The sequence below is a fragment of the Enterobacter cloacae complex sp. HYC033_NIDB genome (genome assembly GCF_056673335.1).
The window spans coordinates 1965461-1979671 of record NZ_CP115123.1 but is presented as its reverse complement, the minus strand read 5'-3'; the positions used below and the strand labels follow the sequence as shown (position 1 = coordinate 1979671).

20 protein-coding genes, 1 tRNA gene and 2 pseudogenes are annotated in these 14211 nt (G+C 52.8%); 18 read left to right on the top strand and 5 right to left on the bottom strand.

Going from position 1 to position 14211, the window contains the following annotated elements; all coding sequences use genetic code 11:
• Positions 1-2 precede the first annotated feature (2 nt).
• The gene (locus tag O1721_RS09375) at positions 3-200 is read right to left on the bottom strand and encodes a hypothetical protein (RefSeq protein ID WP_047058705.1); all 198 of its coding nucleotides are present in this window, start codon (positions 198-200) and stop codon (positions 3-5) included.
• 334 nt (positions 201-534) lie between these two features.
• Between O1721_RS09375 and O1721_RS09370 the strand changes: the two genes are divergently transcribed.
• The 15 genes and pseudogenes from O1721_RS09370 to O1721_RS09300 all read left to right on the top strand — a co-directional run bounded on the left by O1721_RS09370 (position 535) and on the right by O1721_RS09300 (position 6819).
• Positions 535-1077 carry an HNH endonuclease gene (locus O1721_RS09370; protein WP_047058706.1) on the top strand — a complete coding sequence of 181 codons (543 nt, stop codon included), beginning with the start codon at positions 535-537 and terminating at the stop codon, positions 1075-1077.
• Between the two features lie 623 nt (positions 1078-1700).
• Positions 1701-1859, top strand: a complete 159-nt coding sequence (locus O1721_RS09365) for a hypothetical protein (RefSeq protein ID WP_017693159.1) — start codon at positions 1701-1703, stop codon at positions 1857-1859.
• Positions 1856-2065, top strand: a complete 210-nt coding sequence (locus O1721_RS09360) for a cell division protein FtsZ (protein WP_006809788.1) — start codon at positions 1856-1858, stop codon at positions 2063-2065. The genes O1721_RS09365 and O1721_RS09360 overlap by 4 nt, the downstream gene beginning before the upstream one ends.
• A gap of 72 nt (positions 2066-2137) precedes the next feature.
• A complete protein-coding gene (gene gamL / locus O1721_RS09355; RefSeq protein WP_032647507.1) occupies positions 2138-2422 on the top strand; it encodes a host nuclease inhibitor GamL in 285 nt (94 codons plus the stop codon).
• A gap of 18 nt (positions 2423-2440) precedes the next feature.
• Complete coding sequence (bet, locus tag O1721_RS09350; RefSeq protein ID WP_032647505.1) at positions 2441-3187, top strand: phage recombination protein Bet; 747 nt, start codon at positions 2441-2443, stop codon at positions 3185-3187.
• Positions 3184-3801: a lambda exonuclease family protein gene (locus O1721_RS09345; RefSeq protein ID WP_032647504.1), complete on the top strand. Its 618-nt coding sequence runs from the start codon at positions 3184-3186 to the stop codon at positions 3799-3801. The genes bet and O1721_RS09345 overlap by 4 nt, the downstream gene beginning before the upstream one ends.
• Positions 3798-3893: pseudogene (locus O1721_RS09340) on the top strand (regulator); the annotation flags it as partial. The gene O1721_RS09345 and the pseudogene O1721_RS09340, both read left to right, overlap by 4 nt.
• Positions 3880-3963: pseudogene (locus O1721_RS09335) on the top strand (TraR/DksA C4-type zinc finger protein); the annotation flags it as partial. The pseudogenes O1721_RS09340 and O1721_RS09335, both read left to right, overlap by 14 nt.
• 78 nt (positions 3964-4041) lie before the next feature.
• Positions 4042-4395 carry a phage protein NinX family protein gene (locus O1721_RS09330; RefSeq protein WP_032668698.1) on the top strand — a complete coding sequence of 118 codons (354 nt, stop codon included), beginning with the start codon at positions 4042-4044 and terminating at the stop codon, positions 4393-4395.
• The gene (locus O1721_RS09325; RefSeq protein ID WP_059452782.1) at positions 4358-4597 is read left to right on the top strand and encodes a DUF4222 domain-containing protein; all 240 of its coding nucleotides are present in this window, start codon (positions 4358-4360) and stop codon (positions 4595-4597) included. Before O1721_RS09330 ends, O1721_RS09325 begins: the two co-directional genes overlap by 38 nt.
• 9 nt (positions 4598-4606) lie before the next feature.
• Positions 4607-4792, top strand: a complete 186-nt coding sequence (locus tag O1721_RS09320) for a hypothetical protein (protein WP_047058280.1) — start codon at positions 4607-4609, stop codon at positions 4790-4792.
• Positions 4793-4876: 84 nt separating this feature from the next.
• Positions 4877-5074 (top strand): DUF7736 domain-containing protein, encoded by a 198-nt coding sequence (locus O1721_RS09315; RefSeq protein WP_032104950.1) that lies wholly within the window; start codon positions 4877-4879, stop codon positions 5072-5074.
• A gap of 160 nt (positions 5075-5234) precedes the next feature.
• Positions 5235-5435 (top strand): hypothetical protein, encoded by a 201-nt coding sequence (locus O1721_RS09310; RefSeq protein WP_032668696.1) that lies wholly within the window; start codon positions 5235-5237, stop codon positions 5433-5435.
• 8 nt (positions 5436-5443) lie between these two features.
• On the top strand, positions 5444-5779 hold the full coding sequence (locus tag O1721_RS09305; RefSeq protein WP_071888795.1) for a helix-turn-helix domain-containing protein: 336 nt from the start codon (positions 5444-5446) through the stop codon (positions 5777-5779).
• On the top strand, positions 5662-6819 hold the full coding sequence (locus O1721_RS09300; protein ID WP_223825949.1) for a tyrosine-type recombinase/integrase: 1158 nt from the start codon (positions 5662-5664) through the stop codon (positions 6817-6819). The genes O1721_RS09305 and O1721_RS09300 overlap by 118 nt, the downstream gene beginning before the upstream one ends.
• A gap of 15 nt (positions 6820-6834) precedes the next feature.
• Here O1721_RS09300 and O1721_RS09295 read toward each other — a convergent pair.
• Positions 6835-6911, bottom strand: a tRNA-Arg gene (locus tag O1721_RS09295).
• Positions 6912-7214: 303 nt separating this feature from the next.
• On the opposite strand from O1721_RS09295, the gene O1721_RS09290 reads away from it, so the two are divergent.
• The 3 genes from O1721_RS09290 (at position 7215) to fimZ (ending at position 10060) form a co-directional block, all read left to right on the top strand.
• Positions 7215-7877 carry an EAL domain-containing protein gene (locus O1721_RS09290; protein ID WP_032647487.1) on the top strand — a complete coding sequence of 221 codons (663 nt, stop codon included), beginning with the start codon at positions 7215-7217 and terminating at the stop codon, positions 7875-7877.
• A 24-nt stretch (positions 7878-7901) separates the two neighbouring features.
• Positions 7902-8618, top strand: a complete 717-nt coding sequence (locus tag O1721_RS09285; protein ID WP_017383240.1) for a helix-turn-helix transcriptional regulator — start codon at positions 7902-7904, stop codon at positions 8616-8618.
• Positions 8619-9427: 809 nt separating this feature from the next.
• A complete protein-coding gene (gene fimZ, locus O1721_RS09280) occupies positions 9428-10060 on the top strand; it encodes a fimbria biosynthesis transcriptional regulator FimZ (protein ID WP_003858901.1) in 633 nt (210 codons plus the stop codon).
• A gap of 50 nt (positions 10061-10110) precedes the next feature.
• Here fimZ and sfmF read toward each other — a convergent pair whose 3' ends face one another.
• Genes sfmF through O1721_RS09265 form a run of 3 tightly spaced genes read right to left on the bottom strand, consistent with a single transcriptional unit; the run spans position 10111 to position 14200 of the window.
• Entirely contained in the window at positions 10111-10632 is a 522-nt protein-coding gene (sfmF, locus tag O1721_RS09275) for a fimbria assembly protein (RefSeq protein WP_032647485.1), read from the bottom strand.
• A 9-nt stretch (positions 10633-10641) separates the two neighbouring features.
• On the bottom strand, positions 10642-11649 hold the full coding sequence (gene fimH / locus O1721_RS09270; protein WP_017383238.1) for a type 1 fimbria D-mannose specific adhesin FimH: 1008 nt from the start codon (positions 11647-11649) through the stop codon (positions 10642-10644).
• Positions 11642-14200 carry a fimbrial biogenesis usher protein gene (locus O1721_RS09265; protein WP_015571221.1) on the bottom strand — a complete coding sequence of 853 codons (2559 nt, stop codon included), beginning with the start codon at positions 14198-14200 and terminating at the stop codon, positions 11642-11644. Before O1721_RS09265 ends, fimH begins: the two co-directional genes overlap by 8 nt.
• Between the last annotated feature and the right edge of the window lie 11 nt (positions 14201-14211).

Below are 14211 nucleotides of genomic sequence, written 5' to 3'. Positions count from 1 at the left end.
TTTTAATTTCCTTTCCGCGCTATCTCAGCGGCATCCCTGTTCACGCCCTTCCCTATCACGTTTCCTGTTTCCTTCCGGTACTGCTCCAGCTTGTCGATGATGTTTTGCTGGGTCATAGGTAAATCTGCCAGTGACAACTCCATGACCGCCCGCCCCATCGCCTGAATTTTCATGCTTATACGCTCTTCATCCAGAACCATGCACATCCCTCCTGCTGTTTTTTTAAGCATAGCACTGGTATTTACAAAAATAAAATCACATCAAATTCATACTCTTAGTATTAATCAAAGATTTATTAATACTGGCGGTATTGCTATATATTAATACCGCTAGTATTGTTAAGCCATCGAAACGAAACATCGACAGCTGAGCGAAGTTAGCCAGCGGCGAAGTGGAGATTCGGTCAGTCGAACGGCGCGACAGTAAACCATGCGTCGGACCATAGGCGGGCTCAGGAAGAGCGGCAATTATGGCTAAACGAGTTACCAGCAGCTCTTTGCGAGGGGCTGACGGTAAACAAGCAGAGAGGTAATTATGCGGCCTGAGTTAAACCAAGAGTATCTCCGCAAAATCCTAACTTACGATCCTGAAAGTGGTCATTTCAAATGGAACTTTAACAAAGGCGCTCGCAATAAATCTCCTTATGCGGGGACGCAAACCAGTTACGGGTACATCAAGATCCTGATCGACCAAAAGCAATACTTTGCTCACAGGCTCGCATGGCTTTATGTGCATGGACACTGGCCTGAAGGTTTTATCGACCACATCAACGGCGATAAAGCTGACAACCGCCTAGTTAACCTCAGAGAGGCTAAGCGTGAGGAAAACTGCCGGAATGTATCCATTAAATCAACAAACACCAGCGGTTACATCGGGATCAGCATTGATAAGCGTCATGGGAGCTGGAGAGCGCAGATCAAGGTTAACAGGAAGCAAATAGCCCTCGGTACTTTCCAAACAAAAATTGATGCTGTGCGTGCTTTTAACGAGGCGGCAGTTTTCCATCATGGCGAATACGCCATTCGAAAGATTAAACATAACGAAGAGATGCTAATGAAAGAGTTTGGGCATCTTTAGCATTTCTCCCGCATCAGCGGGTAACGACAGAGGGCAAGGCGATGGAGTTTAAGAAAGGAGATGTTGTTACGTGGTCAAGTCAGGCCGCGGGCAGCTGGAAGACGAAAACTGGAGTGATTACGGAAGTGTGGGAATACAAAAAACAAACGCGTTACACCGTAAAAGTTGGTCCGAAGGAAGGATCAACGGCGAAACCAAAGTTTTATTACCCCCGAACATCAGCACTACAGAAGGTGTCATGACCCGCTCAGGCGGGTTTTTTATTGGCCATACATAGGCAGATTTTCGAGTCTGCCCATTTATGACAACCGGCGGCCATCCACCGCCCATTAGCGCAGAAGTCATGTATTAACCGTTCCGTTCGCCGCGATAAGGCCAAGAGGATTTATGAGCAATAAAACTGGAGGGCGCGCTTTCCCGTGTAATTCTATCGTGGAGCGCGACGAAGTTGGTCACTTACATGGTTTCGAAGTCAGCTCTGGCGGCATGACGCTGCGCGATTACTTCGCAGCTAAGGCTATGCAGGGTCGATTAGCGAATCCTGACTGGTTGTGTAGCGATGACCGCACAGCAACCGAAGCGTACCAGATAGCTGACGCAATGCTTCGCGCCCGGGAGGCATCATGACAGTCACTCACAACGGCAAGCAGTACACCGCCAAAAAGCTCAACGATAACGAGTGGCAACTGACGTCGCTATCGGCACCGCGGGAAAAACTGGTGCTGAACCGCTGGCAGATGCATATCGCTGGCCTCCTGGAACAGGTTGAGGTGAAGGTATGATCAATCACTACGGCACCACCCCGCTCATACGCCAGTGCGTCACGCCCGGCATGATGGCAATGCATGAAGGCCGCACCTATCGCGTCTCAGCAGTCATTCAGGAGCGTAAATGGGTCTACCTGCACACTGATGCAGAAATCATACGCCTCAGTGACTGCGTGATTGACGTTCTTCTGGACGGTCACGGCAACCCTATCCAGCACTAATCACCCTATTCAACCGATCGGCCTGGCTCAATGCGGGCGGGATCTGCACATCCAAATTTCAGGAGTTCAGCCATGAACGCGTATCTCACTTACGACCGCATCGAAGAACGGCGCTGGGTTGAGCAACAGCTCGACGACGAGAAGGAGAAGTGGATCGACGACCGGGCGCAGCAAATTATCGACATGATGCCAAAAGAGCCGTCCGGCCTCTTCCACTTCTCAGTCCCGATTGACTTCAGCCCATACGAAGGACTTCGCAGCGATAAAGCTGGCGAGGCCTACAACGATTTCATTTCGGCAGTTGCTTACGCCCAGGCGGAATACGACTGGGAACACCGTACCGGCTGCCCGTTTTAATTTTTGAGGGATTTAACAATGAGTACTGCACTTTCCACCATGGCCGGGAAACTGGCCGCACGCCTCGGCATGGATGCCGGTACAGACCTGATGAATACGCTGAAGAATACAGCGTTCAAAGGTGGCAACGTCACGGACGAGCAGTTTACAGCCCTGTTGATCGTCGCCAACCAGTACGGCCTGAACCCATGGACAAAAGAGATTTATGCCTTCCCAGATAAAGGAGGGATTGTCCCGGTCGTCGGCGTTGATGGATGGGCTCGCATTATCAACGAACATCCTCAGTTTGACGGTATGGAGTTCTCTTACGACAAAGAGGAAGGCGCGTGCACCTGCAAGATTTACCGCAAAGACCGCAAGCACCCGACAATCGTCACCGAGTATATGGGCGAGTGCAAACGCAACACTCAGCCATGGCAGTCCCACCCTACACGCATGCTTCGCCACAAGACGCTGATTCAGTGCGCGCGTCTGGCCTTTGGTTTCGCTGGCATCTTCGACCAGGACGAGGCCGAGCGAGTGATTGAAGGAACAACGGCAGAGGTTCATGCAGGCCATGAATCAGATAGCCGTCGTCCGGACCTGATCGCAAAAGGCGAGTCTGCCGCGCGCCTTGGAACCGTTAAGTATCAAGAGTTCTGGGTGGCGCTGAGCGCTGAAGAGAAGCAGGTAATTGGAGCAGTTGAGAAGCGACGCATGTATGACATGAGTCTTGCTGTCGACAACGCCGAGCCTGTCAATGTCGCAGATGCGGAGGCTGAATGATGGAGCAACGCACCCCTGAATGGTTTGCTGCGCGCTGCGGCAAGGTCACAGCCAGTCGACTGGCTGATGTCATGGCCCGGACTAAGTCGGGCTACTCCACCAGCCGCCAGAACTACATGGCAGAGCTGATTTGCCAACGACTGACCGGGAAGCTGGAGGAAGGGTTTTCGAATGCCGCGATGATGCGCGGCACTGAACTTGAGCCAGTGGCGCGCGAAATGTACGCGCTGAATGAGTTCGATGCGGAAATCACTGAAGTTGGACTCATCGATCACCCAACCATACCCGGATTCGCAGCCAGCCCGGACGGACTTGTTAACGACGACGGGCTTATCGAAATCAAATGCCCCAACACCTGGACCCATCTTGAAACGCTGAAAACTGGCGAGCCAAAGCGCCAGTACATGCTGCAAATGCATGCGCAGATGATGTGCACCGGGCGGAAATGGTGTGATTTCGTTAGTTTCGATGATCGCCTGCCGCCTGATCTCGCCTATTTCAAGAAGCGCATTCATTTCGATGAAGAGCTGGCGCGCGAAATCGAGTCTGAGGTTAAGAGCTTCATTGCAGATCTGGAATCTGAAATTCAGAAAATCACAGAGCGTGCAGCATGAAACGCACACCCTTCTACCGCAGGCCCGGGCGAACCGGGCAATTCTCGGGCCTCCGTGAGCGTGTTATCTGGATGATTCAGACGCGCTGCCGTTCCCGGCTGCCAGACGTGCGCGGATTGCCAATCTGTCATTGAGCTGAAGAATAAGCAAAGGGGAATGTGATGTGGCCTATATGCAAACACTGCGGCCGTATGTGCTGGGGTGAATGGTGTATCAAATGCGACAAGCGGGGGTGATGTGATGGATTACAGCAAGTTGAGTGATAAGGAAGTTAATCGAAAGGTTCAGATAGCTTCAAGGCTAATTGGTTCAATGACGGGGAAACGCGTCCTAATTGTCAGGGATGGAAAGTGGGAATTCTTCGATCCATGCAATAACCCGGCGGATGCGTGGCCGATTATAACCGCAAATAAAATCAGCCTTTATGCAATGAGCGAAGCTGACAAAAGAGGCGGCTGGGGAGCCGAGGCTTTTCATCCCAACGATGCATATAGCTTTAACGATAACCCACTTCGTGCCGCAATGATTGTCTACCTCATGATGCAGGAGTCAGCCAATGTTCCAGCTAATTCAGCGGGGTCAGATTTACGCTGACCAGCACGGTTGGCCCGTCATCATCCACAGCTTCACATCACAGATAGTCCGCTACTGGCGACAGGGTCGGATCAACACCGCTTCAATCGACCGCTTTAATAATGACTTTGAATACCTCGATCACCGTGAGGCGGCACAGATACGCGCCGAACTGGAGACGAGTGAGCACATTAAATCGCTGTGTGCCCAGCGCGCGGCATGAGGAGGGATTATGGGAAAGATGACGTTCGTCTTTGAGTATGAGGACGGTAAAGAGCCGTCTGTTAACGCAGGAATGGAATTTATGGGTGGGAAGATTGTAGCGGTTGCGTTTCGCGATGCTCTCGAAGAGCCAGAAGTATGTGATGAGATCGTGCCTGACCCTGATTATCTGAAGAACGCCCGCAGTCAACTATGACGCAACTGATAGCCAGTTATGAGCTGGCTATTGGGTACGAAAATTTAGTGAGATAGAATACCGTAATCATAAAGGAGGAATTAGATGAAACTGACACAGCAGCAGTGCACCATCCTAACTGGCTACACTGGGGTATTGATCGGGAGTTTTTCTGATTTTCAGCAGGATGCTGAGAAACGTCTGGGCAGAACTTTGCTTACCCATGAAATGGCCTCTGCCGAGGTTATGTCTGAATTGAAAGAACTTTATAAAAAAGATTTCCTCGCTTTAATGCCCGAATAGACCGTTCGCCACATCCCTGCCTCACCTAAATAGAACCCGCCACAGAGCGGGTTTTCTTTTGGGAGTTAATCATGCAATCAAACCCCATGAACTGGCTCATCGCCGCACTTATGGCGCTGGGCGCTCTCATCTCATTTCTTCACGAACCGGAAGGTGTGCAATGGCTGCTTTTAATGTGGGCGCATTAGTCCAGAAGAAGACCGGCGGTATACATGGCGTGGTGGATAGCCAACTGGAGCCAGAAGGCGATCACCCGAAAGCCTGGGTGCGATGGGATGACGGCAATTATTCAGTGCACTCGGAAAACGAATTACGTGCGGCCACACCAGACGGCCCGCAGTTTTATAAAACAATGTCATAGGAGGTGAGATGGTTACAGCAGAGCCACTCACTGCGCAAAAGGCAGCGAAACTCCTGAAAGTCTCACCGAGAACTGTCTACCGTCTTATCGACTCGGGGCAGCTGGCCGGGAAGAAAATCGGGAACAAATACCGGACGACCGACGTCGCCTGTATTGCGTATTTACATGACCCGCGCGATCCTGTTTCCGCGAGCGCGGGTGAACATAAAGGAGAAATTTTATGTCAATCACCCTCAGAGGCGGCGTCTGGCACTGTCATTTCGTTACGCCGTCAGGGAAAAGAATTAGACGATCTCTTGGTACGGGGGACAAGAAACAAGCGCAGGAGCTGCACGACAAGCTGAAGGCTGAAGCGTGGCGGGTGGATAAAATTGGGGAGCTTCCGACGAGGACATTCGAGGAATGTTGCATCAGGTGGATCCGCGAGAAGGAGCATAAGCGGTCACTTGATGACGACAAGACCAAAATAGAATACTTCCTGCGGCATTTCTCCGGGCGGGATATTTCGACCATCACAGCCGAGCAGGTTAACGAGGCTGTTTCTAAGATGGTCAACCGTAAGCATATTCAGATCTGGGAGTCACGAAGGGACGCGGCAATCCGGCGGGGAAAGGAGCCGCCGCCGTATAACGATAAACCGGTTAGCCAGGCCACAAAGAGCCAGCATCTTTCTTTTATGCGTTCTCTGTTTAAGGCTGCGGCTAATGACTGGGGGTGGATTAAAACAGCCCCGGTTATAAAAACCAAAAAGCCGATCAGCAAACGCATCCGCTGGTTGACCAGAGATGAGGCGGAAAGGCTTATCGCCTGCATGCCGGAGTCAATAAAGCCGGTGGTGATATTTGCACTGGCAACCGGCCTGCGCCGCTCCAACATAATTGATCTGGAGTGGCAGCAGGTCGATATGCAGAGAAAGGTTGCATGGGTAAATCCGGAGAACGCGAAGGCGGGCAAGGCTATCGGCGTGGCTCTGAATGATACCGCATGCAGGGTGTTAAGGGATCAGATCGGGAAAAGTTCCAGGTGGGTATTCGTTCACACGAAGCCATCAACGCGCCCGGATAAAACCGTCACTCCGGCTGTCCGCAAAATGCGAGTGGATGACAATGTCGCCTGGCGCATTGGACTGGAAAGAGCGGGTATAGAAGACTTCCGTTTTCATGACCTCCGGCATACCTGGGCGAGCTGGTTAATTCAGTCCGGCGTTCCGTTGTCCGTTCTGCAAGAAATGGGCGGCTGGGAGTCCATCGAAATGGTACGTCGATACGCTCACCTGGCGCCGAACCACTTAAGCGAACACGCACGGAAAATTGATGCCATTTTTGGCAACCATGACACAAATACGACACAAGGAGAAAATCAGGCTGGCTTGAAACTGGCGTAGGTAACTGTTTTTAAATGGCACGCCCTGTAGGATTCGAACCTACGACCTACGGCTTAGAAGGCCGTTGCTCTATCCAACTGAGCTAAGGGCGCACGGAGAAGAGTGTACTTCGCGGTGGTGAAACGCCTGGAATTATACGGTCAATGCGTAGTGAGTCAATGCCTTTTCCGCCTTCTCTGGCGATAATGACTAGCTGATTGTAAATACGGCTGTTTTTTCAACATTTATCCCTCTTTTACGGGCTGCGAAAAGGCTTAGCCGCTTTTAAGTAACGCCTGCTGTTTTCCTGTTTACTTCACCTTCACACTGTCCAGCGGTAACCCGGCCGCCTGGAGGCTGGAAGTGAACAGGACGACGGAGTGACAGCGCCAGACCAGACAGGTTTTCCCTCGTGCGTGCAGCACATCTCACACGATATTACAGGCATTAAGCTTGAACCCATTGTCGCCCTCTCATCTTCGCGCACGGTGGGGGCCGAAGTGCTCAGCGTGCTGTCGCCGCATCAGCAAAACGAAAGCTTTTTCCAGGACTGGTCCGCCGCCCGGGCGCTTATGCTGCTGGAAGCACAGATCGCCGCGTTAAAAAACCCCTTCCCCTGTGACAACCTTTTCATAAATTTGCCGATAACCGTTCTGACCATACCGGAAATGTTCCAGCGTTTACTGCAACTTAACAGCCCACCGCTGAACATTGAACTCGTGGAGCCTGCCTCGTTCTTTTCACTCTCAGACCCGGCGCGTCTGAGGGTGAGTTGTGCGCTTCAGCAGTTGACCGCGCGAGGACACCGGATCTGGCTGGATGATATTGATGAAGCGTCAGGACAAGCATTTTTATCCTGCCGCCTGCCATTAAGCGGAATAAAAATCGATAAGATCGCTTTCTGGCGTTTACGTGAAACGCAGGCGCTGACACAGCTGGTCACCCTTTGTTCAAAAATCGCTGCGAATGTGCTTATTGAAGGCATTGAAACAGAACGGGACCGTACTTGCGCGCTTCATGCTGGCGCGCGCTTCGGTCAGGGATATTATTGGCCATCCTGGAGATGGCAGGAGGACTGAACGGTCATCGCCAAGAGGGAAGCTATGCGAATGACAGTGCGCCGTTACCGGCGTCGTCGGACAGGAAGTGATTCACTGGGTTCTACGCACTCGCCTTTTGCTCTCCCATTTTTTGATCGTCTCGAATATTTGAGCCAGTCAATCAACCAGACCCGCAAAACCGATGCTCCCTTTATCATTCTGGTCACACAGGATAATTTTTTCCGTTCCGGTTTACTGAGCGGGCAGTCGCCCCTGAGCAATTGCTGCGACTATTCCACGCTGGAAGCCGCCCTCAGTGATTTAAATCACTGGCCTTCATCGCGTCTGGTAATAGACATTGAGAGCCGCGCCTCGCCGCTCATCGACCTGCTGGACCGATTACGCCGCCACAGCCTGTTCGCCCCCTACCTGACACCCTACCTGCTCGTCCGCGCCGATGATTATGATGCTCGCCTGTTTTGTAAAGCGGCTGGCCCTTTTCATGTGCTTGAACGCCAGCTAACGGCGCTGGCTATGCAACAAACCTTGCTGGAAGCACCGTCACCGGCCGGCAACCGCAAAGAGTGGTTTTCACGGGATGAATGGCCGATCTTACAGGCGCTGTCGCAGGGGAGCTCCTTGCGGCAGATCGCGCAGTTACAGAACCGCCCCTACAGCCGCATTATTTACCGTCTCAGCTGCATCCTGGCGAAACTTGGGCTGAATCATCGTCATGAGTTGCTACATCTTCTCAACAACCTCTCAGATTTCACGTATTAACGTATTCAGTAACTTCTTAATTCCTAAAGACCTTTAGGAAATTACTTAGGATATATGTTAAATTTTTGTGTTTTTTAACAAAACTTTCGATTTTATAACTATTCCTAATTCCAGGTCTTAAACCATGCGAAATGCTGCCGGTACGCTCAACGAGAGTGATTTTATCCATGCGTTAAGGTTCTGGCGCTTCAGTTAACAGGATGATAATGGTGTAAAAACAAGCGATTCACCTGTAAAAGAATGCGATGAGAGGTGAAGAAAACAGCAGATAGTACTGTTCTGTTGTTGGGAACGGCAATTTGCCAGGAGGCGTTTGAAACGGAGAGATGACGCACGAAATGGCGGATTTCAGGGATGGCAGGCAGGCGGGATGCTGGTTGTCACAGCCTGACCGCTGTTAACATTCATTTAACATACAGTAAAATCGTTTATTTTTTGTTATTACATAAAGATGAAAGTGTGTGGTAAATGCAATATCAGGACATTTTTGCTAATTTTAAAAAGTTAGTGATTCAGATCCAGAACATAATAATCAGCAATATATGGATATTAATTTACAGGCTTTTCGGACAATACTTAAACGGTATAATAAGACGTGTTTGACACGCGAATAAGAAAAATCATTTTGCCATAACCAGCCTTATGAGATAACTGCGCTGAGGCATTGATATCACCACTACGTAAACAAGGATGCTTTCGCTCTTCCCAGGGACATTTACCGTACAAGGATCTGCGCAATTATCCTTCCGGCTTTTCGAGAGTTTTAACAAAACTCAGCATAACGCTTTTAACAATCTGAGGCATAAAAAATGAAACCGGCATCCGTTATCATTATGGACGAACACCCTATCGTCAGAATGTCGATAGAAGTCCTGCTACAGAAAAATAAAAACATCCAGGTCAAACTGAAGTCAGGCGACAGCCACGAGGTGCTTGACTGTATACGCAACCACCCCATTGACCTGGTCATTCTTGATATTGAAATGACGGGCACGGATGGGTTCGTATTACTGAAAAGAATCAGGAACTTAAATAAAGACATTAAGGTTCTTTTCCTCTCTTCGAAATCTGAAGCCTTCTACGCAGGACGCGCCATCCGCGCCGGGGCAAATGGTTTTGTCAGTAAGCGAAAAGATCTGGGGGAAATTTATAACGCGGTGGAAATGATCCTGACGGGCTATTCCTTCTTCCCCTCAGAAACATTGAGTTTTATAAACCATCTGGGCTCGCGGACGGGCGCCGCCGTGGATATGCCATTATCGAATCGTGAAGTGACGGTTCTGCGATATCTGGCGAACGGATTATCTAATAAGGAGATTGCGGATCAATTATTACTTAGCAACAAAACAATTAGCGCCCATAAGTCTAATATCTTTTCCAAGCTGGGCGTGCAAAGTATCGTTGAATTAATTGATTACGCGAAGGCGCACGAATTACTATAATCCTACCCTCTCCCTGCAACATATAACCGTTACAGGGAGAGTGGATACGATTAATTATAATTAATCATGAAAGTTGCATCGGCGTCAGCCCGTCCCGGCTGCGGGTTATCCGCCGTGGCGATATAATTGGCATAAAACGACAGTTCGGCATTTCCCTGCGCATCTACCGCCACCGTCTGGCTGGTCTGCTGCAACGCGAGGCGCGTTTTATCCCGGTCGAGGATCTCCACGGCCACGTTGCTGGCCGCGCTGGCATCATTCAGCGCCAGCAGGCTGTTATCATGCCCGTCCATCTTCCCCGTAAATGTGACCGAAGCCGCCCCCGGCGGACATCCGGTCAGCTTCAGGGTGAACGGTACAGGCTGCGTCCGGCTCCCCGTTGTGCGAAGCTGTTTCGTGGGCCAGGTGCCGAGCGTGACGGTTTTATTGCTGTCGTCCCCCTCCGCCACGCAGGTAAAATCCACGATATTGCCGTAGAGCTGAATGTTAATTTCCCCAAGCGCCGTCTCTGCGAGTGCAGGGGAGCAAAGCGCAAAGAGCGCGACGGCTAAATACCGCATTCCGTTTCGCATACCTGCTCCTTAGTCGTAGTCGACGCGTAAATAGCCGCGAGAGGTAAAACGCCCCTCGGCAGGTTTTTTACCGGTTACGCTGACGGGCCACGCGCGGATCCCCACCTGCGCCTGAGCGCTGTCGTCCAGACGGAACGGGATTTTGCTGGTCAGGTTGTTGGGCGTCAGCGGCACGCCATTACTGTTGGCAATCACAAAACCCACATCCGCGTTATCGGAAACCAGCGTACTGCCTGAAACCTTCTCCGCCTCAACACGCATCGTGAGCATGGCGTTCGCCTCGACGTTGGTGCATTTGATGCCGATGGTTTTGCTTTGCGCTGAGATCCCCTCCGGCTTATTCCCGATGCCTGCTTTACTGAACAGGGAGGCGCCGATGTCTCCGAAATCGAACTCCACCACATTCCCGGCATTAATTTCACAGCTCTGAGGCACCTGAATAGTCCCGCTGTAGCTGATGGTATAAACCGGCGTGGTGAGCGGATCCGAGGAGGTCGTGGTGACGTAAACCCGGAACATGGTCGCCCGGGGGATCACCACCATATTGATAAAGCGTCGGGTCACTTTAAGCCGAAAGACGAGGCTGGAATCCTGTACGCCAAACGGTTTGTTTTTAGACACATTCGGGTGGCTCCCCATCTGAATGTAGCTTTTGGGCGGATAAAACGTGCCAGCGTAGCTGTCGGTAATTTTCATCGCCCCGTCCAGATAGTCGTTTAGCTTCAGATACTGGTAGCCATCGCTGGTGCCCGTAACAGGGAAATCGGTAACATAGCTGCGCTTGGTGGTGTTCCCGGACGTTCCCTTAGGACAGACGGCGTTGACGCCCACCCACTGGGACTTCTCGCTGAGCGTGACAATCTGCCCCACCTGGTTATTGGAGCTGTTGAATTTATCCGTCAGGTCGTAATACACCTCCGTCGGCACGCCATTTTCATTGACGCAAACGGTGGCGAAGGCCTCAGATAGCGGCAAAAACGCCAGCAGGGATAGCCCCAGATAATGGATTTTATTCACAGCGGATCCCCTTAAGTGTGATCGCCTGTTGCAGGCTCTGTTCTGGCAGGCTGTAGGGCGCACGACACTGGGACTGTTTCCCGTCTCCCCACTGAATCAGCAGTTCTCCGCTCAGCGGCAGCCCGCTCAGGTAAATCTGACCGTCATCTCCCACCATGCTGGTTACGCCGCTCTGCGTCTCACGCACCACCGCCCCAAACGGTACAGGCTGGTTATCACGCTTCACGGTGAGCAGCGCACGCACGCCGATGCGGGTGTCAAAACTGGCGCGCACCAGCGCACCGTTCGTCGGCACGACGCTGGAAACGTTATTTTCAATGTCGGTGTTGTTGCTCATGGTGTTGGTGTCGAGCGCCACGCGGTTGTAACGGTACACCGTGGCGTACGGCATCACCGCATAGCCACGCCAGTCTGTTTTGACGCCGGTCTGGTTTTCGACGCTCACGCCTGACGCGCCCGGCGCTTTGATCAAGACGTTGGTATCGCCCAGCGGCTGACTGAATGTGATGCCGTCTGAATGCCCTACCACGCCGCCGGAGAGCTGCCAGTTGAGGTCGTGCTGATCCCGGGCGTAGTTGTAGCCCACGCCCAGCGTGCCGTACGTCGCCTGCCAGTTAGCGCTGGCGCTGCCGCTGGCACCGTTATTGCTGGTGTGACCCTGCGTGACGCTGTAGTTCAGGTTACGATCCTGGAGCAGCGTTCCGCTGATCCCGGTCTGCCAACTGGTATCACCATCGCTGTTACGGCTGGCAGAGGCTGTGGCATAGGCCCGGTCGATCGCGTTATCGCGACGGTAGCCGTGACGGGTGAACAGGCTGAACGGGACGGAGACGTTGAACGAGGCGATCCGGTCGGTTCCGTCAATGCCGACGGCCTTGTTCCACGACCAGGATAAGGCGTAGCTGACCCCTTTCACCCCGCCCGCGTAGCCGAGCTGATACCAGACGTTGGACTCGCTGGTGCCCCAGTAACTTTGCTGGCTGCCCGACACGTACACTGAGCCGTAATCGCCGAGAGACTGGGAGATATTGAGCTGGAAACGCCCTTTTTTATTCAGCGTCAGGTTGTGATAGCTCTGCACGTCAGGCACGCCGTCATCGTCCTGATCGTCGCCATACTGGTAGCCTTCCATTGTGCGCCAGGCCACATCGTCAAGGGTGTAGAAGCCTTTGGTCGAGTAGCGATAGCCCAGCAGCTGGAAGTTGGTGCCGAATCCGTTAAGGGATTTGGCGTACAGGAACCGCAGGGACTGCCCTTCATGGCGGCTGTCATCGGCAAGCTGGCTGCGGGCATGGGTGAGATCAAGTGAAACCGCCCCCCAGTCACCGAGGTTTTTACCCGCGCCAATGGCGATGGCGGTATAGCGCGAGGCCAGCTGCGTTCCGCCGTACAGCGTGTAGCCGTCGGCAAGACCCGCAATCATCGTACCCTGAGTAAAGAACGGCGTGTCCTGCTCGCTGTTGCCGCTGCGATAGTCCCCTGCCACCAGATCGTATTTCCAGCGTCCTTCACGCTGGAGCAGCGGAACGGTGGAATACGGGACGGTGTAGCGCTGCTGGCTGCCGTCCTTCTCTTCCACCGTCACCTCCAGGTCACCGCTTGAGGAGGTCGGGTTAAGATCAGTTATCGCAAAAGCCCCCGGCTGCACATAGCTCTGGTAAATCACGTATCCGTTCTGGCGGATCACCACTTTGGCAGGGGTGCGGGCGATTCCGCGCACGGTAGGCGCGTAACCTTGCAGGCTGTCCGGGTACATACTGTCGGACGAATAGAGGCGACCACCGCGAAAACCAACGCTGTCGAAGACATCGTTACCGGTGTTGCTGTCGCCAAGCACCAGCTCGCTTTTCAGCGGGATGATCGTACGCTGCGCCCAGGTACCAATATTTTGCCAGCTGCTGTGCCGCTGGCCGTTGCTTTCGGTATAACGCCACGCGCCGTTATTGCGTAATCGCCAGGCGCCATAGTTCAACCCGCTTTGCAGGTTCAGATAGTAGCTGTCGTCGTCGCTGCCCCGGTTGCCGGTAAAGCTGTAGTTCAGCAGCGCGGCGGGGATGCCTTCATCCCACTGTTCAGGCGGAATATACCCGCGGGCGCTGTTTTGCATCGCTACCTGAGGCAGGCTGACGTTCAGGCGCAATGAGGCGAAGTTGAACGCCGTTTCGCTGCCCGGAATAGCCGTGGTGAGCGGAACGCAGGTATCGCCCTGCACGTTGCTCAGTTCCGGGAAGGCGGCGATATTGACGCCAAAGCGATCGAGCATCGCGCGCGTAATGCACGGCGACAAACCGCCCGCGACCGGCGGCGTGTTGTCAGCTTGCTCAAACCGCACGTCCTGCGTGCCGATAAACTCATCGTTACGCCAGATATCGACGCGATAGACGCCCGGTGCCTGCTGGTGGCCTTTTTCAAAACGCGACAAATCCGCCACGTTCGCCGTGTCATCGGAGAGAAACGCCGGGTTAAAGTAGCTTTCGCCCCAGCCAGCGAGTGGCCAGAGCGTTGCCATCAGTGCCAGCGCAACCGGGCAGTAACGCCATTGAGTGTTCATCGCCCTGTCTC